19 protein-coding genes and 1 tRNA gene are annotated in these 18,296 nt (G+C 70.4%); 14 read left to right on the plus strand and 6 right to left on the minus strand.

Translation table 11 applies throughout. The features are described from left to right. The first annotated feature begins 6 nt into the window (after positions 1-6). The 7 genes from IF88_RS0109735 (at position 7) to IF88_RS0109765 (ending at position 7,246) form a co-directional block, all read left to right on the plus strand. On the plus strand, positions 7-240 hold the full coding sequence (locus IF88_RS0109735; RefSeq protein ID WP_030709335.1) for a DUF6257 family protein: 234 nt from the start codon (positions 7-9) through the stop codon (positions 238-240). 89 nt (positions 241-329) lie between these two features. Continuing rightward, a complete protein-coding gene (locus IF88_RS0109740; protein ID WP_030709337.1) occupies positions 330-2,453 on the plus strand; it encodes an FtsK/SpoIIIE domain-containing protein in 2,124 nt (707 codons plus the stop codon). A 200-nt stretch (positions 2,454-2,653) separates the two neighbouring features. Further along, complete coding sequence (locus IF88_RS0109745) at positions 2,654-2,920, plus strand: hypothetical protein (protein WP_030709340.1); 267 nt, start codon at positions 2,654-2,656, stop codon at positions 2,918-2,920. Positions 2,921-3,002: 82 nt separating this feature from the next. After that, entirely contained in the window at positions 3,003-3,887 is an 885-nt protein-coding gene (locus IF88_RS0109750; RefSeq protein WP_030709346.1) for a DNA primase, read from the plus strand. A gap of 2 nt (positions 3,888-3,889) precedes the next feature. Beyond that, entirely contained in the window at positions 3,890-5,365 is a 1,476-nt protein-coding gene (locus tag IF88_RS0109755; protein WP_030709348.1) for a hypothetical protein, read from the plus strand. A 505-nt stretch (positions 5,366-5,870) separates the two neighbouring features. Continuing rightward, positions 5,871-6,083, plus strand: coding sequence for a helix-turn-helix domain-containing protein (locus tag IF88_RS0109760; RefSeq protein ID WP_030709350.1), 213 nt, complete (start codon positions 5,871-5,873; stop codon positions 6,081-6,083). Further along, complete coding sequence (locus IF88_RS0109765; RefSeq protein WP_030709352.1) at positions 6,080-7,246, plus strand: tyrosine-type recombinase/integrase; 1,167 nt, start codon at positions 6,080-6,082, stop codon at positions 7,244-7,246. Before IF88_RS0109760 ends, IF88_RS0109765 begins: the two co-directional genes overlap by 4 nt. Before the next feature lie 77 nt (positions 7,247-7,323). Here the strand turns inward: IF88_RS0109765 and IF88_RS0109770 are convergent. Further along, a tRNA-Pro gene (locus IF88_RS0109770) sits at positions 7,324-7,397 on the minus strand. A gap of 101 nt (positions 7,398-7,498) precedes the next feature. Continuing rightward, positions 7,499-8,437 (minus strand): metallophosphoesterase, encoded by a 939-nt coding sequence (locus IF88_RS0109775; RefSeq protein ID WP_030709354.1) that lies wholly within the window; start codon positions 8,435-8,437, stop codon positions 7,499-7,501. A 68-nt stretch (positions 8,438-8,505) separates the two neighbouring features. Between IF88_RS0109775 and IF88_RS0109780 the strand changes: the two genes are divergently transcribed. Further along, positions 8,506-8,967 carry a GatB/YqeY domain-containing protein gene (locus tag IF88_RS0109780; RefSeq protein WP_030709355.1) on the plus strand — a complete coding sequence of 154 codons (462 nt, stop codon included), beginning with the start codon at positions 8,506-8,508 and terminating at the stop codon, positions 8,965-8,967. A 91-nt stretch (positions 8,968-9,058) separates the two neighbouring features. Here the strand turns inward: IF88_RS0109780 and IF88_RS0109785 are convergent, their stop codons facing one another. Continuing rightward, entirely contained in the window at positions 9,059-11,344 is a 2,286-nt protein-coding gene (locus IF88_RS0109785; RefSeq protein WP_030709357.1) for a transglycosylase domain-containing protein, read from the minus strand. A gap of 385 nt (positions 11,345-11,729) precedes the next feature. Here IF88_RS0109785 and IF88_RS0109790 point away from each other — a divergent pair, with 385 nt between their 5' ends. After that, complete coding sequence (locus IF88_RS0109790; protein ID WP_030709359.1) at positions 11,730-12,080, plus strand: WhiB family transcriptional regulator; 351 nt, start codon at positions 11,730-11,732, stop codon at positions 12,078-12,080. A gap of 28 nt (positions 12,081-12,108) precedes the next feature. Here the strand turns inward: IF88_RS0109790 and IF88_RS0109795 are convergent, their stop codons facing one another. Further along, positions 12,109-13,374, minus strand: a complete 1,266-nt coding sequence (locus IF88_RS0109795) for an ArsA family ATPase (protein ID WP_051836668.1) — start codon at positions 13,372-13,374, stop codon at positions 12,109-12,111. Beyond that, complete coding sequence (locus IF88_RS0109800; protein WP_030709363.1) at positions 13,371-14,354, minus strand: ArsA family ATPase; 984 nt, start codon at positions 14,352-14,354, stop codon at positions 13,371-13,373. Before IF88_RS0109800 ends, IF88_RS0109795 begins: the two co-directional genes overlap by 4 nt. 99 nt (positions 14,355-14,453) lie before the next feature. On the opposite strand from IF88_RS0109800, the gene IF88_RS45320 reads away from it, so the two are divergent. From IF88_RS45320 to IF88_RS0109825, 5 genes are all read left to right on the plus strand, one after another. Continuing rightward, positions 14,454-14,615 carry a DUF4177 domain-containing protein gene (locus IF88_RS45320; protein WP_007264966.1) on the plus strand — a complete coding sequence of 54 codons (162 nt, stop codon included), beginning with the start codon at positions 14,454-14,456 and terminating at the stop codon, positions 14,613-14,615. Next, entirely contained in the window at positions 14,612-15,085 is a 474-nt protein-coding gene (locus IF88_RS0109810; protein WP_030709364.1) for a RidA family protein, read from the plus strand. The genes IF88_RS45320 and IF88_RS0109810 overlap by 4 nt, the downstream gene beginning before the upstream one ends. 232 nt (positions 15,086-15,317) lie before the next feature. Further along, on the plus strand, positions 15,318-16,226 hold the full coding sequence (locus IF88_RS0109815; protein ID WP_030709366.1) for an NUDIX hydrolase: 909 nt from the start codon (positions 15,318-15,320) through the stop codon (positions 16,224-16,226). Then, positions 16,223-17,068 carry an MBL fold metallo-hydrolase gene (locus tag IF88_RS0109820; protein WP_030709368.1) on the plus strand — a complete coding sequence of 282 codons (846 nt, stop codon included), beginning with the start codon at positions 16,223-16,225 and terminating at the stop codon, positions 17,066-17,068. Before IF88_RS0109815 ends, IF88_RS0109820 begins: the two co-directional genes overlap by 4 nt. After that, complete coding sequence (locus IF88_RS0109825) at positions 17,065-17,364, plus strand: hypothetical protein (RefSeq protein WP_030709369.1); 300 nt, start codon at positions 17,065-17,067, stop codon at positions 17,362-17,364. Before IF88_RS0109820 ends, IF88_RS0109825 begins: the two co-directional genes overlap by 4 nt. Here IF88_RS0109825 and IF88_RS0109830 read toward each other — a convergent pair. Next, the gene (locus IF88_RS0109830; RefSeq protein WP_030709370.1) at positions 17,361-18,182 is read right to left on the minus strand and encodes a nucleotidyltransferase; all 822 of its coding nucleotides are present in this window, start codon (positions 18,180-18,182) and stop codon (positions 17,361-17,363) included. The two genes, IF88_RS0109825 and IF88_RS0109830, sit on opposite strands and share 4 nt — an antisense overlap. Positions 18,183-18,296: the final 114 nt, after the last annotated feature.

Consider the following 18,296-nt stretch of genomic DNA (forward strand, 5'->3'; position numbering starts at 1 on the left):
TCTGTGATGGCGAAGGACCCGAAGTTCACCGCTCGCGAGATCACGCAGATCGGCTGGTACACGGCCCGGATGGCCAAGCGCGGTATCGCTGGGGAGCACGTCCACCTCGGCGACCTGCAGAAGAAGGTCGATCGGATCATCGACGGCGCCCGCGAGCGCGAGAAGCAGCAGGCCGCCGACGCGGCGGAGGCCGAGAAGGCCGCCCGCAAGGCCAGGGCCAAGAACCTCAAGACGAAGTAGCTGTGCCCCGGGGCGGCCTTCCCGGCCAAGGAATCAGGCCGCCCCGGGCCCTACCCACCCGCTTGTCAGCGAGAGCAGGAGTTCTCAGCATGACCGACAACGTCGTCCCCCTCTTCAAGGACCCCACCACCGGCACCTACGCACTCCCCGGCGACACCCCGACCAGCCCGGCCACCACCGCCCCGGATGCGGTGCGGCCGGTGCGGGTGTGGAAGCGCTCCGCACGCGGCCTGCGTGCGGCCGTCACCCACGAGCGGACCCGTACGGCGGTGCGGGTGGTGGCCCGCCACGGCATGTACGTCATCGGCGGGACCCGGATCACGGCCAAGCGGGCGTGGGACGGGCGGACCGGATCCCGATACGAGCGGATGATCCGGGCGGCTGAAGCCGCGGGGAACTTCGAGGAGGCCAAGGAGTGGGAGGACCGCCTCACCCGCTTCCGGGCAGCCCGCCACCACCGCCGCATGGACCTCCTCAAAGCCCCCCAGGACGCGGTGAAGAGCGCCGCCTACGGGATCGGCCTCACGGTTGGTGGGCTGCTCCTGCTGGGGATCGTGCTGGCCATAGCCAACAAGGACGCGAGCTGGATCCTCGCCCCGATCGCCGCCGTCATCGACGCGATCGGAGCAGTCGTCCACGTCGCCACCGTCGTATGGGGACCGGCCGTCACGGTCGGTCCGTGGCTCGCCTTACTCGCCCTGTGGGGAGTCGGCCGCCAACGGCAGACCGCACCTCAGTGGGCCCTTCCCGCGCAGCAGCGCGACGACGCCGGCGCGCCGATCACCCCGTCGATCGTCGTCACCGCCCTGCGCGACCTCGGTATCGCGCCGATGCGCAAGGCCATCAAGGAGATGGGCGACGCCGGCGCCGCGATGCTCGGCCCGATCAGGATCGCCGGATGCGGCGTAGAGGTCGACGCCACCCTCCCCTCGGGGGTCTCGACCAAGGAAGTCCAGGAGCGTCGCCGCAAGCTCGCCGAGAACCTGGGCCGGCACGAACACGAGGTGTTCATCACCCTCCCGGCCGCCGCGCGCACGGTGCGGCTGTGGATCGCCGATTCCGGCGCGCTCGACGAGCCGATCGGTCCCTCCCCGCTGGTCACGGACCAGAAGGCGGCCGCGAACTACAAGACGGGCAAGGCGCCGTGGGGCCAGGACCTGCGCGGCGACGCTGCCGCCCTGAGCCTCTACCAGCGCCACATCCTCGCCACCGGGCTCTCGAACCAGGGCAAGACCGCCGCACTGAGGGCTCTGGCTTTGTGGCTGGCCCTGGACAAGACGGTGGAGTTCCGGATCGCCGACCTCAAGGGCGTGGGCGACTGGGGCATGTTCGACGGCCTGGCCACGACCCTGATCCAGGGCCCGACCGACGAGCACGTCATCCAGGCGACCGAGATGGTCGAAGAGCTGGTCGCCGAGATGGAACGCCGCATCCAGATGCCGCCCGGGACCGTGTTCACCCCGCTGATCGGCATCGTCGACGAAGCGCAGGTCGCGTTCATGTGCCCGGCCGTCGGCGACGACAAGCGCCCCTACGGCGGATCCAAGGCCACCAGCCGGTACTTCATGGCCGTCCGGAAGATCCACAACCAGGGGCGCGCTGTGGACGTGCTGCTGTGGGAGGGCACGCAGGACCCCACCGACCAGAACCTTCCCAAGCTCGTCCGCGAAGGCGCCCACACCCGCATCTCCCTGGTACTGGGCACCGAATCCCAGGCCCGCATGGCCCTGGGCGACAAGGCCGTCGACGGCGGCGCCGCACCCCACCTGCTGCGCCAGGACCTCGACAAGGGAACCCTCGTCGTCGCCTCCGGCGGCATCACCATCCCCGCCGGCCAGACATCCATCACGGTACGGACGCACTACATCGACGACGCACAGGCCGCCGAAGTCGCCGACCGCGCCAAGGCCCTCCGCGACGGCATCACCACCGTGCACACCGTCGCGGCGGCGGAGGAGCACGACCCGCTCGCGGACATCCTCACCGTCCTCGGCACCGAGACCCGCGTCCTCACCCAGGACGTCCTCAAGCGGCTCGCCACGCTGAACGGCAAGGCCTACGGGCGCTGGTCGTTCATCGACCTCAAGCGCGTCCTCGACGGCACCGGCGCCGAACCGTACAAGTCCGACGGCCGCATGGTCATCGGCCGCGACCGCATCACCCGCGCCCTCACCAACCGCCCCGACGAGGGTTCCGCTTCCGCCGCCGAGTAGAGGGAGCCGACCCCACACACGTCAGGGAGGCAGGGAGAACTCCCTGAGCCCCTCCCTCAGCCACCTCCCTGGATCTGACCTGCGGAAATGATGGGCCAGGGAGGCAGGGAGGCTCCGCAGGTCAGCCCCCGAAACCCCCTCCACACGCACCCCGCCAGGGTGCGCCCACGCCTCCCTGACCAGCCCGCTGAAGGAGAACCGTGCGATTCCGCATCCACCACACCACCTGGCCCCGCCCGGCCCTGGTCCTGACCGACACCCCCCGGCCCGACTGCCCCGACTGCGACGGGAACGGCGGCCACAACCACGACTACGGCGACTACGAGACCGGGGAGTACGCCGGCACCGAGTGGGAGCCATGCCACTGCTGGGACGAATCCCGTCGCTGGGTCGTCCTCCCCGTCCCGCGCCTGCACCGGCGCCGCCGTGACAACCCGGACCCGTGGGGCGACGAACCCCCGTTCTAACAAGCCGAAGGCGGCCCCCGTCTCGCCAAAGCCTGGGGCCGCCCTCATCCCAGCACGCTGACAGCAACTGGAGGCATCCAGCATGACCCACTCCACCGACATCCCGCGAGACCACGCCCGAGCGGCCTTACCCACCCACCTCCGTACCGCGCTTCAGCTCGCCGAACTGGGCCTGCCCGCCCTGCCGCTACGGGAGGGCAAGCGACCCTTCGGGAACTGCCGCACCTGCACCCGCTCGGCATGCGGCGACCGCCCCCACATGAAGGCCGCCGGCCCGTGCGAGTGCCCCGCCCCCTGCCACGGCTGGGCCGCCGCCACTACCGACCCGGACATCCTCACCTCGCCCGCGTGGGCCGGAGCCTGGCGGCAGGCTGCGGCCGTCGCCTACCACCCCGGCGGCGGCGCGCTCACCGTCGTGGATCTCGACGACGCGGACGCCATCGGGTGGGCCCGCGAGAACCTCCCCGCCACCAAGACTGTGACCACGACCCGGGGGGAGCACTGGATCTACCTCGGCACCATGACCTCACACAACGGAGTCCGGCCCGGCGTGGACATCAAGTCAGCGTGGTCCTACGCCCGCTGGCTCGGCGCCGGCACCGGACGCATGGCGCTGCTGCCCGATGCCGTGCGCGCGCTCGCCGTGAAGGAGGCACCCGAGGCCGCGCCGGCACCGTCCGCCGTTGTGGTGCCCGCTCGGCCCGGGGATGCGGTGTGTCGCCACCGCTCGGCCGCCTACCTGGAACGCGGCATCGCTATGGCCGAGCAGCGCATCACCGAGGCCGCCAGCGCGGTCCACGCCACCGTGTACCGGACGTTCCTCGCGGTGCTGTCCGCGCACGGCTGGTGCGGCTGCCTCACCGAGACGCACATCATCCGGCTGTTCACCGCCGCGCAGGCCAAGGGCGAGTCCCTGCGGCACTGCGAGATCGCCTGGACCAACGCCCGCATGAAGCTGGGGATGTAGCGATGCCCGAGGACGAGAAGAACCCGGCCCGGCAGATCATCACCGACTACGCGCAGCGGCACTTCCGGTACTTCCGCACCACCGAAGGCACCGTGTACGCGCAGAAGAACGGTCACCCCGTCGCCCGCCCGATCCGCTCCCAGGGCACGACAGGCAGCCACCGGCAGGAACTCATGGTCGGGCTCTTCAACGACGGGCTCGGCGTATTCAACGGCAGTGCGCTCAAGGAGGCGTTGGACTTGATCGAAGCACTCGCGCTCAGCCAGGACGTACAGGCCACCCACATCCGCGTCGCCCCTGGATTCGACGGCGCGACCTGGCTCGACCTGGGCCGCAACGACGGACAGTCGATCCGTATCCACCCCACCGGCTGGGACATCCTCACCCCCGACCCGCGCGAGGTGTGCTGGCGCCGCACCCAGCTCACCGGCGAACTCCCCCTCCCCGAGAAGGACACCGACGGCAAGGGCATCGACGCTCTGCTGCGGCTGTGCAACTTCGCCAACGCCGAAAGCGAATGCCTCGCCGTGGCGTGGCTGATCGGCTGCCTGGAACCGTCCGTCCCCGTCCCCGCTCCGTTCCTGACCGGCCCGCAGGGTGCTGGCAAGTCCACGGCCGGCCGGATGCTCGTGAGGATCATTGAAGGCATGACAGGCGACCTGCGTCGGGCTCCGAAGGACGAGGAGAACCTGATCACGGCCGTGGCCGCCGGATGGGTCACCGCCCTGGACAACCTCTCCCACCTGCCGCCGGACCTGTCCGACCTGATGTGCTGCATCGTCACCGGCGCCGAAAGCATCAAACGCGCCCTGTTCACCGACGGCGACGTCGTCCGCTCCCGCTACCGCCGCCCGCTCCTGCTGACCGGCATCGACGTCGGGGTGATCCGCCCCGACCTCGCCGAACGGCTCCTGCCACTGCGGCTGGTGCGGCCCCGGGTCCGGCGGACGGAGGCGGAGTTGTGGGCGGAGTTCGCTCAGGTGCTGCCGGTCATCCTCGGCTCGCTGCTGGACCTCACGGTAAAGGTGCGGGCCACCGAGGCCGAGATTCCCACGGACCTGCGGATGGCAGACTTCGCCCACCTCTGCGCCCAGTTCGACGCGGCGGACGGGCTCGGCTCGCTGGACGCCTACCGGGCCAGCCTCGACGACCTCAACGACGACGTCATCGAAGGCGACCTGCTGGCCCAAACCGTCCTCAAGCACGCCGCGGGCCTCGAACCCGGCGAGGAAGTGCGGATGACCTCCACCGAGTGGCTGCATGCCCTCACCCAGCTCTACAGCGGTGAGGAGTTCCGTGCCCTGCCCAAGGGGTGGCCCACCACCGGGAAGGTCTTCTCCGACCGCCTCAAGCGGCTCCAGCCGACCCTTGCCGCGCGGGGTGTCCTCGTCGACTGGGGCCGCACCCGGACGGCTCGCTACATCGAGATGATCCGGGCCGCCGGCCCAACGCCCGGCGAGCAGCAGGCCGCGTTTTAACCGGCGCCACCGCTACCGGTACCGGCACAAGCAAGAAGAGCACCCGCCACCCGGGGGTGCGTGCTCCTCTTGCTGTTCCGGCGGCTTGCCGCCGCTGCAAGGGACGCGCCGCGCAGCGGCCCCGCTCTTCGCTCGAAGACGCATCCCACCACAACAGAAACACCCTCTCTTTTTCCTAAGAGAAGAGACCCTGCGTCACCCGTGTCACCACCAGCTACAAACCGCCCCTGAGCTGCGGATACAGCGGTGACGCAGACGGCCCACGGCTGCGTCACCGCGCGTCATCCACGTCACCTACCCACGTCACCCGGGGACGCGGGTGACACAGGCGGGTGACACACCACCACCCGCTACGTCACCGAAAACCGCAGGTCAGACCGGCAAATGACACAGACGACGCGATGACGCAGAAATCCGCGCCTCGGACACGTACGACACCTGCCCCAGCACCGCGACGCCTGCGGCCAGCAGGACACCGCCGCCCGCACGCCTCGGAGGAGAACCAGTGAGCGCCACGACCACGCCGCCCGCAGAACCCGTCCTGCTCAAGGTCGAAGCCGCTGTACACGCCCTGAGCCTAAGCCGCTCCGTCATCTACGAACTGATCCGATCCGGCCGCCTTCGCACCGTCAACGAGGGCCGGGCCCGACGTATCACCCGATCCGCCATCAACGAGTACGTCGCGCTCCTGGAGCGCGAGGCAGGGGAGAGCAAGTGACCAAGCGCCGCAGCAGGGGAGACGGCGGTCTCCACTGGGACGAGAAGCGGCAGCGGTGGATCGCCACCGTGACGCTGGGGTTCGACGCGAGCGGAAAGCGCGTCGTGCGGAAGGGGAGCGGCAAGACCAAGACCGAGGCCAAGGCCAAGCTCAAGGAGGTGCTGCGCGACCATGAGGACGGGTTGGCCGTCGCACCGACCAACTACACCGTGGCGAACGCGGTGGACGACTGGCTCATGTACGGGCTGGCCGGCCGCGACGCGAGGACCGTGGCGACGTGTACGTCGCTCAGCCGGACCCACGTGATCCCCGCGCTCGGCGCCCGGAAGCTTCGGGAGCTGAGCGGCGAGGACGTCGACAAGTGGCTGGGGGAGAAGGCCAGGACGCTCAGCACCCGCACGCTTCAGGCGATCCACTCGTGCCTGAACCGGTCCGTCAAGCGAGCCATGGTCCGGGACAAGGTGAAGCGGAACATCGTGGAGCTGTGCGCCATCCCGACGGGGCAGCCCGGCCGGCCGTCGAAGGCGCTCAGGCTGGCTGAGGCCGAGGCGGTGCTCAAGGCCGCCGAGGGTACGTCCGCGCACGCGTACATCGTCGTCGCCCTGCTCACCGGTGCCCGGACGGAGGAGATGCGGGCGCTCACCTGGGATCACGTCTTCCTGAAGGGGGACCCGGACGCGGTGCCGCCCGTGCCGCCGCACATCGCGGTGTGGCGATCGGTCCGCTCCACCGGGGACACCAAGACCAAGAAGTCACGTCGGACGATCGCCCTGCCGGCCAGATGCGTGGATGCTCTCTGGCAGCAGTTCGAGGAGCAAGGGTGGGACCGGCTCGCCGCCGGTGATCAGTGGCTCGAGAAGGGACTGGTCTTCTCCTCCGCCATCGGGACGGAGCTGGATTCCACCAACGTCCGTCGCGCCTTCCGGCAGGCGATCACCGGTGCGGAGGGGGTCGACGCGAAGGAGTGGACTCCGCGGGAGCTCCGGCACAGCTTTGTCTCGCTGCTCTCCGACAAGGGGGTCCCGCTCGAAGAGATCTCCAGGCTCGTCGGGCACTCCGGGACGGCCGTGACCGAGGCGGTCTACCGGAAGCAGATCCGGCCCGTGATCCAGACCGGGGCGACGGCCATGGACGAGATCTTCAAGGACGCTCGGAAGCCGTAGTCACTCAGTTAGTCACTCAACAGAAACAGGTCAGCAGTCCACTCACGTGAGTGGACTGCTGACCTGGTCTTACGAAGTCGGGGTGGCGGGATTTGAACCCACGACCTCTTCGTCCCGAACGAAGCGCGCTGCCAAGCTGCGCTACACCCCGATCGCCGCCTTGCAGCACTTGCTGTCCTGGCGACATCGATTACTTTAGCGGACCTCACGCCGGAGACGAAATCCGGTTTTCGCGGAGCGGGCCCGCGGGCGCTAGGCCCGCGGGGTCAGCGTCAGGAGCGTCGCCTCCGGCGGGCACGCGAAGCGGACCGGGGTGAAGCGGTTGGTGCCGCAGCCCGCCGAGACGTGCAGGTACGCCTGCTGCCCCGCCGCCTCGTGCGTGGACAGGCCCTTCACCCGCTTGGTGTCGAGGTCGCAGTTGGTGACGAGCGCCCCGTAGAAGGGGATGCACAGCTGCCCGCCGTGGGTGTGTCCGGCGAGGATCAGCGGGTACCGGTCGGCGGTGAAGGACTCCAGGACGCGCAGGTACGGGGCGTGCACCACGGCCATCGAGAAGTCCGCGTCCTTCTCCGGGCCGCCGGCGACCATCTCGTAGCGGTCCCGCTTGATGTGGGGGTCGTCGAGCCCGGTGAAGGCCAGCTCCAGGCCTTCAAGCTTCAGCCGCCCCCGGGTGTTGGTGAGGTTCAGCCAGCCCGCCGCATCGAAGGCGTCCCGCATCTCCTCCCACGGGTTGTGGACGGCGCCGACGACCGGCTTGTTGCCGTTCAGCCCGTGCCGGCCCTGGGCCTTCTCCAGCAGGTAGCGCCCGGGGTTGCGCAGCCGCGGCCCGTAGTAGTCGTTCGACCCGAAGACGTACACGCCCGGGAAGGACATCAGGGGGCCCAGCGCGTCGAGCACCTCGGGGATGCCCTCGGTGTCGGAGAGGTTGTCGCCCGTGTTGACGACGAAGTCGGGGCGCAGGCCCGCGAGGGACTGGAGCCAGGCGCGCTTCTTGCGCTGTCCGCCCACCATGTGGATGTCGGACACCTGGAGTACGCGCAGCGGGCGCATCCCCCGGGGAAGGACCGGCACCGTGACCCGGCGCAGGCGGAAGGACCTCGCCTCGAAACCGGCGGCATAGGCCACACCCGCGGCCCCCACCGCAGCGATTCCGGCAGCCGCTTTCAGGGGTACTCCGTAACGCGCACGCATGGACCCATCGTCGCAGACCCGGAAAACCGGTGAGCGCCACTGCCCCCGTACCTGGCAGACTCACATCCATGACCACGCTCAAGGCCAAGCTCCAGGAAGACCTCACGACCGCCATCAAGGCGCGTGACGAGCTGCACTCGTCCACGCTGCGCCTGACCCTCTCCGCCATCACCAAGGAGGAGGTCGCCGGCAAGGAGGCACGTGTGCTCTCCGACGAGGAAGTCCTCAAGGTGATCGCCAAGGAGGCGAAGAAGCGCCGCGAGGCGGCGGAGGCCTTCGCCCAGGGCGGCCGTGCCGAGCAGGCCGCGCGGGAGACCGCGGAGGGCGAGTTCCTCGACACGTACCTGCCCAAGCAGCTCACCGACGACGAGCTCGTCGCGATCGTGGCGCAGGCCGTCGAGGAGGCCAAGGCCACGGGTGCCGAGGGGCCGCGGGCCATGGGTGCCGTCATGAAGATCGTGAACCCGAAGGTCGCCGGGCTGGCGGAGGGCGGGCGCGTCGCCGCCGTCGTCAAGCAGCAGCTCTCCTAGATCCGGGATCCGGGAACAGAGAAAGAACAGAGAAAAGGGAGGGCCTCAGCCGGTTCCGGCTGGGGCCCTCCCCTGCGTGGCTCGCCGACCGCTACTGGTCGTCGCGGCCGCCGATCACGGCGCCCGGGTCGATCGTGATCCCGGGGAACGGGCGCTGCGGATCGCCGCCCCCCGTGGCTCCCTGGGTGGCTCCGGCGGTCTGACCGCCGGGCCGCCCGCCGGGCTTTCCGTCGCCGCCCGGCTTGCCGTTGCCGGGCCTGCTCGGGGTGGTGCTGGGCGGCTTGTTGCCGCGGGGGCCGCCGGACGGAACATTCGATTCCGGGATGCTGACCGTGACGAAGCGCAGGGCCTCGCGACCGTCCAGCGCGCCCGTGACCGCGTCCTTCCAGATCGGGCCGGGCAGACCGCCGCCGAAGACCTTCAGGTAGGGCTTGCCGCCGATCACGATGTTCTCCATCGTGATCTTCTTCGCTCCGCCCGAGCCGACCCACACCGCGCCGGAGATGTTCGGGGTGTAGCCCACGAACCAGGCGTTGTAGCGGTTGTCCGTCGTACCCGTCTTGCCCGCGCTGTCGCGGTCGGTCAGGCCGGCCCGCTCACCGGTGCCGGAGTCGATCACTCCGCCCAGCAGGGTGTTAATGGTGTCGGCCGTCGACTCCGACATCGCCCGATCACACTTGCTCTTCGGCACCGAGAGGGCCTTGTTGTGCGCGTCGGTGATCGACTCGATGGCGACCGGGGTGCAGTAGACGCCGCGGTTGGCGAAGGTCGCGTACGCGTTGGCCATCGTCAGCGGGGACATCTCCTCCGAGCCGAGCGCGATGGCGGGGCCGTCGGCCAGCTTCGCCCCGCTCGCCGGGACCACACCGAGCTTCGCCGCCATCTCCGACACCGGGCACAGGCCGATCTCGGAGATCATCTCGACGAAGTAGGTGTTGATCGACTTCTCCATCGCCGTACGCAGCGCGTAGGGGCCGATCTCGTCCTCGGTCTCGTTCTCCGCCGATTCGTTCCTGACGTTGACGTACTGGGACCCGTCGCAGCGGGGGATCCCGCTCGGGTAGTCCATCTTGTTCGGCGCCGGGTACACCTTCGTCGGCGGCAGGCCCCGCTCCAGCGCGGCGGCGGCGATGAACGGCTTGAAGGTCGAGCCGACCTGGAAGCCGAAGTTCGAGCCGCCCATCCGCTTGTCCACGGAGTAGTTGATCTGGGTCTCGTTCTTCCCGAAGCCGTACGGCTTGGACTGACCCATCGCCAGCACCCGGCCGGTGCCCGGCTGGACCATGGTCACCGCCGTGGCGATCGAGTCCTCCTGGTAGACGTGGTCCTTGATCGACTCGTTGGCCGCGTCCTGCGACTGCGGGTCCAGGGTCGTGCGCACGGTCAGACCGCCCTGGTTCCAGACCTTCGCGCGCTCCTCGCGCGTCTTGCCGAAGGCGGCGTCGGTCAGGAAGGTGTTGCGCACGTAGTCGCAGAAGAAGCCCGCGCCATTGACCGCGGTGATGCAGCCGTTCTTGGGCCTGGTCACCTTCAGGGTGACCGGCTTCGCCTTCGCCGCGTCCGCCTCGGCCTGCGAGACGTCCTTGGTGTCGGCCATCCGCTGCAGGACGATGTTGCGGCGCTTCGTCGCCTCCTGGGTGTCGTTCACCGGGTCGTACCGGCTCGGCGACTGCACGACGCCCGCGAGCAGCGCGGACTCCTCCAGGGTCAGGTCCTTGGCCGGCTTGCTGAAGTAGCGCTGGGCCGCGGATTCGATTCCGTACGCCTGCTGGCCGAAGTACGTGATGTTGAGGTAGTTCTCGAGGATCTTCTTCTTCCCGAGTTCCTCCTCGACCTGGATCGCGAACTTCAGCTCGCGGATCTTGCGACCGAGGCTCTTCTCCTGGGCCTCGCGCACCTTGGTCTCGTCGTCGCCGGCCTCTTCGACGAACACGTTCTTCACGTACTGCTGGGTGAGCGTGGAGGCGCCCTGCGCCGCGCCGCCCTCCTGCGCGTTGCGGTTGACCGCGCGCAGGATGCCCTTGAGGTCGACGGCTCCGTGTTCGTAGAAACGGGAGTCCTCGATGGCGACGATCGCCTTCTGCATGTACGGGGAGACCGCCGTGAGCGGGACCACTTGACGGTCGCGTGAATAGACGGTGGCGATCAAGCCACCCTCGGCGTCCAGAATCGTGGTCCGCTGGCTCAGCGGCGGGGTCTTGAGATTGGCCGGGATCTCATCGAATCCCTCGACCGTGCCCTTGGCCGCCAGCCCCAGGGCGCCTGCAGCCGGAATCGCCATGCCGGCCAGCACAACTCCGGAGAGAACGGACACCCCGAGGAACTTGGCGGCCTGCTGGCTCCCCGTGAGCCCGCCGCCCGAGCGCTTCTTTCCCATAGAGGGCAGCCTACGTTCTCATTCACCGGACACACGCGAATGCCTTGGCCTAAGCTGTCCCCAACTGTCACAGCAGTGCGGTGCGACATCAACCCCTCGGCTTGATTTTCACCCTTCCCGAATGGGGTGGACACATGTCCGAATCTCGCCCCTCAGCTGAAGCTCATCCGCCGATTCCACCCGAATTGCCGGAATGGTCGGGCATGTCGTCGGATCACTCCGTCGGGTGATCTGCCGCTTACCCATAGTCCGTTCGGACCATTCAAGATTGGGCCCGTCGGGGGTGTTGCACGGTGCCCGCCTTCCGTAACGTCCTCAACTGGCAGCGGTGAATATGCCGCTACCGCCGTGGGGGAGCCTCGATTCGGGAGAGGACGGCGCCGGGATGGGCTGGGTTACCGACTGGAGTGCGCAGGCAGCCTGCCGCACTACCGATCCGGATGAACTGTTCGTTCAAGGAGCGGCACAGAACAGGGCCAAGGCGGTGTGCACCGGATGTCCGGTGCGGACCGAATGCCTTGCCGATGCGCTCGACAATCGCGTCGAGTTCGGCGTGTGGGGCGGAATGACCGAGCGGGAACGACGTGCGCTACTGCGCCGGCGTCCCACCGTCACCTCGTGGCGACGGCTGCTCGAAACCGCCCGTACGGAGTACGAGCGCAGCACGGGCATCCTCACCATGGATGCAGACGCGGAGATCGACGTTCCGTACGAGACATACGCGGCAGTCGGGTAGATCCTCCGACGCCACGACGTACGAACGCCTACGCTCCGGCCGGTACCCCGGCCGCGAGTCGCTCTCCGATGGCCCGAAGCCCGGCGAGGTCGTGCACATCGCCGGGCAGGGCGGCCACTTCGGCCACCGCCACCTCGGGGTGCAGTGAGGTGAAGCGATCGCGTGTCCGCTGTTCACGCGCGATCACCTGCATCCGTTCGGCATGCAGGCGCAGCAGTCCTGCCGTGATCCGGTCGACGACCGCGGTATCGCCTTCGGTGCCGGGGGAGCCTGTCTCGGGAGGGGCGGCCGTGTCACGAAGTCCAGCTTTCCCGGACTCCTGATCGACAATGCCGCCTTCTTCAAGATTCTCTGCGGCGGCCAACGCCCGTTCGGCGGACAGCTGGTCGGCGCCGCTGCCGTGCACCCGGTTCAGTACCAGCCCGGCCAGCGGCATGCTCTCCGCGGCCAGCCGCTCCACGAAGTACGCCGCCTCGCGCAGGGCGTCCGGTTCGGGCGCCGCGACCACCAGGAAGGCCGTACCGGGCGCCTGGAGCAGCCGGAAGGTCGCGTCGGCGCGCGTGCGGAAGCCGCCGAACATCGTGTCCATCGCGGCCACGAAGGTCTGCACGTCCTTCAGCAGCGAGGCCCCCATCAGCTTGCTGAGGGTGCCGGTCATCATCGACATGCCGACATTGAGGAACTTCATCCCCGCCCGGCCGCCCACCTTCGCCGGGGCCATCAGCACCCGGATGAACTTCCCGTCCAGGAAGGACCCGAGGCGCTTCGGCGCGTCAAGGAAGTCCAGCGCGGACCGGCTCGGCGGGGTGTCGACGATGATCAGGTCCCAGTCGTCCCGGGCCCGCAGCTGTCCCAGCTTCTCCATCGCCATGTACTCCTGCGTGCCCGCGAAGCCGGCCGACAGCGACTGGTAGAAGGGGTTGGCGAGGATGGCCCGGGCCCGCTCGCCGTCCGCGTGCGCCTCGACGATCTCGTCGAAGGTCCGCTTCATGTCCAGCATCATCGCGTGCAGTTCGCCGCCGCCGGCGCCCACGCCCGCCACTCTGCGCGGGGTGTTGTCCAGCGAGTCGATCCCCATCGACTGCGCGAGCCGGCGCGCGGGGTCGATGGTGAGCACGACCGCCTTCCGCCCGCGCCCGGCCGCCCGTACGCCCAGTGCCGCGGCCGTGGTGGTCTTGCCGACCCCGCCCGCCCCGCAGCACACGACGATCCGGGTCTCCGGGTCGTCCAGCAGCCGGTCGACCGCCAACCGCGGCGGAGTGTCCAGCCCCACGGTGTCCACCCCCTCGCTCATTCGGCCACCGTCTGCTTCCGCAGTTCCTTGGCCAGCTCGTACAACCCGGCCAGATCCACCCCCGCGCCGAGCAAGGGGAGTTCGTACGTCGGCAGGTCCAGGTCCGTCAGTACGGTGCGCTGCGCGCGCTCCAGCTCCACCCGGCTCGCGTGCTCGGCGGCCTGCGTGAGCAGCGGGTCCACCAGCCGCTCGGCCAGACCACCGCGGCGCGCGCCGCCGAGGCCCGCCCGGGACAGCGCCCTGGCGACCTCGGTGCGGTGGTCGCCGGCCGCGGCGCGCAGGGTGTCCTCGTCCAGGTGATGCGGCCGCACCATGTTGACGACGACGCGGCCGACGGGCAGCCCGGCCTGCCGCAGTTCCTCGATGCCGTCGGCGGTCTCCTGGACGGGCATCTCCTCCAGGAGGGTGACCAGGTGGACGGCCGTCTCGGGGGACTTGAGCACCTTCATGACGGCCTGCGCCTGGTTGTGGATCGGCCCGAACCGGGCCAGGCCCGCCACCTCGTCGTTCACGTTCAGGAACCGGGTGATCCGTCCGGTCGGCGGCGCGTCCATGATCACGTGGTCGTAGACGTACCGTCCGGCCTTGTCCTTCCGCCGTACCGCCTCGCACGCCTTGCCGGTCAGCAGGACGTCGCGCAGTCCGGGGGCGATGGTCGTGGCGAAGTCGATGGCGCCGAGCTTCTTGAGGGCGCGGCCTGCCGAGCCGAGCTTGTAGAACATCTGGAGGTAGTCCAGCAGCGCCCGTTCGGCGTCGATGGCGAGCGCGAAGACCTCACCGCCCCCGCCGGGCGCGACGGCGATCTTCCGCTCCTCGTACGGGAGTGCCTCGGCACCGAAGAGCTGCGCGAGCCCCTGCCTGCCCTCGACCTCCACCAGAAGAGTCCGCTTGCCCTCGCGTGCGAGGGCAAGCGCGAGTGCCGCGGCGACCGTGGTCTTGCCGGTGCCGCCCTTGCCGCTGACCACCTGGAGCCTGCTCACAGCGTCCGAGCCTAACCACTCGCCTCCCGGAACACGCATGAGCCTCCCCCGACCCGGCCCTGGGGGAGGCTCGGCACCGCAGGCACTACCCTCGCTCCCATGACCAAGAAGTTCGAATACGCGACTGTCCCGCTGCTGGTTCACGCCACCAAGCAGATCCTGGACACCTGGGGCGAGGACGGCTGGGAGCTCGTCCAGGTCGTGCCCGGCCCGAACAACCCCGAGCAGCTCGTGGCCTACCTGAAGCGGGAGAAGGCATGAGCGGCGTTGTCGACGCGAAGCTGGCCGAGCTCGGCCTGACCCTGCCCGAGGTCGTCCCGCCGCTGGCCACGTACCAGCCGGCCGTGCGCTCGGGCGTGTACGTCTACACCGCGGGCCAGCTCCCGATGGTGAAGGGCAACCTGCCGGTCACCGGCAAGGTCGGTGCCGAGGTCTCGCCGGAGCAGGCCAAGGAGCTGGCCGCCACGTGCGCGCTGAACGCCCTGGCCGCCGTCAAGTCGGTCGTCGGCGACCTCGACAAGGTCGCGCGTGTCGTGAAGGTCGTCGGCTTCATCGCCTCGGCCCCCGACTTCACGGGCCAGCCGGGCGTGCTGAACGGTGCGAGCGAACTCCTGGGCGCCGTCCTCGGCGAGAAGGGTGTCCACGCCCGCAGTGCGGTCGGCGTGGCGGTCCTGCCGCTGGACGCCCCGGTCGAGATCGAGATCCAGGTCGAACTGGTCGCCGGAGCCTGACCCTCCGGGCCCTCCGGGGAGGGTTCCGCTCTTTCTGCCGGTGCGGCGCCGCTGCCGGGGGCCCTGCCCCCGGGCCCCCTCGCCTCGAACGCCCGCGGCTGGATCTTTCAGCCCCGCCGGCGTTGGAGGCGGGGTACGGGGCGGATCCCCGGAAAGCCGGCCGCAGGCCGGGACGAGGCGTCGGCGACGGGTGACCCTCGAACATCGGGCCGGATGGCCGTAGCATCCGGCCATGCCGAATGGTCAGCACGGTCAGCAGCAGCCTCCCGCCGGAGGCCAGTGGTACCCGCCGGAGTGGCCCGACCGCATCCGCGCGCTCGCGGACGGTTCCCTCATCCCGGTGCCACCACGCCGCGCCGCCACCGTCATGCTCCTGCGCGACACCCCCGCCGGTCCCGCCGTGCACATGCTGCGCAGACGGGCCTCCATGGCCTTCGCCGGGGGCGCGTACGCCTATCCGGGTGGCGGCGTCGACCCCCGCGACGAGGAGCACCAGGTGGGCTGGGCGGGGCCCTCGCAGGAGGACTGGGCGGCCCGGCTCGGAACGGACGTCCTGACCGCCCAGGCCATCGTCTGCGGCGCCGTACGGGAGACCTTCGAGGAGGCGGGCGTCCTGCTCGCCGGGGAGACGCCGGACACCGTCGTCGGCGACACCACCGGTGACGACTGGGAGGCCGACCGGCAGGCCCTGGTCGCCCGTGAGCTGTCCTTCGCGGACTTCCTCGACCGCCGCGGCCTGCGGCTGCGCTCCGACCTGCTCGGGGCGTGGGCGCGCTGGATCACCCCCGAGTTCGAGCCGCGCCGCTACGACACCTGGTTCTTCGTCGCCGCCCTCCCCGAGGGCCAGCGCACCCGCAACGCCTCCACCGAGGCCGACCGGACCGTCTGGATCCGCCCGGCCGACGCGGCCGCCGGCTACGACAAGGGCGAGCTGCTGATGATGCCGCCCACCATTTCCACCCTGCGCTCCCTGGAGCCGTACGGGAGCGCCGCCGACGCGCTCACCGCGGCCGCCGCCCAGGACCTCACCCCGGTGCTGGCCGAGGCCGTGCTGGAGGACGGCGAGGTCGTGCTCAGCTGGCCGGGCCACGACGAGTTCACCAAGCGGGTCCGCCTCGGCCGTCCGGGGGGCACCGCATGAGCGACGCCGTCGCACTGCCCGGACACCCCCGCGGAGTCGTCACCTCGGGGCCGGCGACGGCCCGCGCGGTGAACGTCCTGGCCCCCAACGCCTCCGCGATGACCCTGGACGGCACCAACACCTGGCTCGTGTCCGAGCCCGGCTCCGACCTCGCCGTCGTCATCGATCCCGGCCCGCTGGACGAGGGACACCTGCGGGCGGTCATCGCCGCCGCCGAACAGGCCGGCAAGCGGATCGCCCTCACCCTGCTCACCCACGGCCACCCCGACCACGCCGAGGGCGCGGGGCGCTTCGCCGAGCTCACCCGCACCAAGGTCCGTGCCCTGGACCCGGCCCTGCGGCTCGGCGACGAGGGCCTGGCCGGCGGGAACGTGATCCGCACCGGCGGCCTGGAGCTGCGCGTGGTCCCGACCCCGGGCCACACCAGCGACTCGCTCTGCTTCCACCTGCCCGCCGACCGGGCCGTGCTGACCGGCGACACCATCCTCGGCCGCGGCACGACCGTGGTCGCCCACCCCGACGGGCGCCTCGGCGACTACCTGGACTCCCTGCGCCGGCTGCGCTCGCTCACCGTGGACGACGGGGTGCACACCGTCCTGCCGGGGCACGGACCGGTCCTGGAGGACGCGCAGGGGGCCGTCGAGTACTACCTGGCCCACCGCGCGCACCGGCTCGCCCAGGTCGAGACCGCCGTCGAGAACGGCTTCGTGACCCCCGAGGCGGTCGTGGCCCAGGTCTACGCGGACGTGGACCGCTCCCTGTGGCCGGCGGCGGAATGGTCCGTCCGCGCGCAGCTCGAGTACCTTCAAGATCACGGACTGATCCCTGGAGGGCCCGAATGAACACCGTGTTCCTGCTCGTCATGCTGATAGCCACGGCCGGATGGATCACGTCGACGGTGTCGTTGCGCGTGAAGAGCCTCCAGATGCAGGCGGACCGGGCGGAGCGCCGCCTGGCCCTCGTGCTGGAACACCTCGGCATCGAGGAGCCGGAGCCGGCCGGCATGGACGAGGTGCGCGCCCTGCTCGGGGAGGACCGGCAGATCTCGGCGATCAAGGCCTACCGCCGGATCACCGGCGCGGGCCTGGCCGAGGCCAAGCTGGCCGTCGAGGCCCTGGCCGAAGCCCGGAAGTCCTAGGTCCCTCCCCCTCCGGCCACCCGCGGGGTCTTCGTGCCGTGCCGGGCCGTGTACTCGTCCGCGAGCCAGGGCCCGAGGTCCTCGACGTACGCGCGCAGCACGGCCGGGTCGGCCACCGGGTCCAGTGCCGCGGCGGCCGCGGCGCGCATCTGGTCCGCGCGCTGCGGGTAGTAGCCGCCGAAGACCTCCGCGGACTCGGTGAGGTCGCTGGTCCAGCCGCCCCACCGGGGCATGACCAGCGTGAACCCGGTGCGCACCAGGCGCCGTGAGAAGAGCCGGCACAGCCTCCGGTACTCGTCCGGGGTCGATGCCTCCCGCATCCGCCGGCGCCACCGGGGCAGTACGTCGGCCAGGTCGCCGTTGGTCTCGCGCGCGAGCAGGCTGTCCGGACGGTAGCGCGGCAGGTGCTCGGCCAGGTCCGCGCCGAGCAGCGGCGTGCACAGGCAGGCGAGGAACCAGCCCAGGTCGAATCGTTCCGCCTCGCTCAGCAGGGTGTCCTTGCCGTACAGCAGGATGCCGACGCCGTCGACCTCCGGGAAGTCCTCGTCGAGCCCGCGCGCCAGCACCTCGGCGGCGTCGCGGTCGTCGCCGGCGGGCTCGTGGTGCAGGGCCAGCAGGAGGTCGAGGCCGGAGCGCCCGGGGCGGGCCGTCCCGCGCGGCACGGACCCGTACAGGTAGGCGCTGTGCAGCCGTCGCCCGTACGCGTCGCGGATCCGTCCGCGGGCGGCCGCGACGACGCCCGCGAACGCGCCCGGGACCTGCCCGAGGGAGCCCTCGCGCTCGAAGCAGCCGTCCGTGTCCAGCCCTCTGTGCTCCATACCTCCACTGTGCCTCGTGCGGCCCCGCCGGTGCCCGAGGCGCGGGGGCTCGTCCCGGACACGCGAAAGGGGCCCCGCCCCCTCGGGCAGGACCCCTCCGAACAGCCGGGACCG

The sequence above is a fragment of the Streptomyces sp. NRRL F-2580 genome (assembly GCF_000720115.1).
In the GTDB taxonomy this organism is placed as follows: Bacteria; Actinomycetota; Actinomycetes; order Streptomycetales; family Streptomycetaceae; genus Streptomyces.

Coding starts and splice junctions, on each gene's coding strand:
- IF88_RS0109735 (WP_030709335.1), top strand. CDS start 7: ATGGCGAAGGACCCGAAGTTCACCGCTCGCGAGATCACGCAGATCGGC.
- IF88_RS0109740 (WP_030709337.1), top strand. CDS start 330: ATGACCGACAACGTCGTCCCCCTCTTCAAGGACCCCACCACCGGCACC.
- IF88_RS0109750 (WP_030709346.1), top strand. CDS start 3,003: ATGACCCACTCCACCGACATCCCGCGAGACCACGCCCGAGCGGCCTTA.
- IF88_RS0109755 (WP_030709348.1), top strand. CDS start 3,890: ATGCCCGAGGACGAGAAGAACCCGGCCCGGCAGATCATCACCGACTAC.
- IF88_RS0109775 (WP_030709354.1), bottom strand. CDS start 8,437: ATGCGTGCGCGTTACGGAGTACCCCTGAAAGCGGCTGCCGGAATCGCT.
- IF88_RS0109780 (WP_030709355.1), top strand. CDS start 8,506: ATGACCACGCTCAAGGCCAAGCTCCAGGAAGACCTCACGACCGCCATC.
- IF88_RS0109785 (WP_030709357.1), bottom strand. CDS start 11,344: ATGGGAAAGAAGCGCTCGGGCGGCGGGCTCACGGGGAGCCAGCAGGCC.
- IF88_RS0109790 (WP_030709359.1), top strand. CDS start 11,730: ATGGGCTGGGTTACCGACTGGAGTGCGCAGGCAGCCTGCCGCACTACC.
- IF88_RS0109795 (WP_051836668.1), bottom strand. CDS start 13,374: ATGAGCGAGGGGGTGGACACCGTGGGGCTGGACACTCCGCCGCGGTTG.
- IF88_RS45320 (WP_007264966.1), top strand. CDS start 14,454: ATGACCAAGAAGTTCGAATACGCGACTGTCCCGCTGCTGGTTCACGCC.
- IF88_RS0109810 (WP_030709364.1), top strand. CDS start 14,612: ATGAGCGGCGTTGTCGACGCGAAGCTGGCCGAGCTCGGCCTGACCCTG.
- IF88_RS0109815 (WP_030709366.1), top strand. CDS start 15,318: ATGCCGAATGGTCAGCACGGTCAGCAGCAGCCTCCCGCCGGAGGCCAG.
- IF88_RS0109820 (WP_030709368.1), top strand. CDS start 16,223: ATGAGCGACGCCGTCGCACTGCCCGGACACCCCCGCGGAGTCGTCACC.
- IF88_RS0109825 (WP_030709369.1), top strand. CDS start 17,065: ATGAACACCGTGTTCCTGCTCGTCATGCTGATAGCCACGGCCGGATGG.
- IF88_RS0109830 (WP_030709370.1), bottom strand. CDS start 18,182: ATGGAGCACAGAGGGCTGGACACGGACGGCTGCTTCGAGCGCGAGGGC.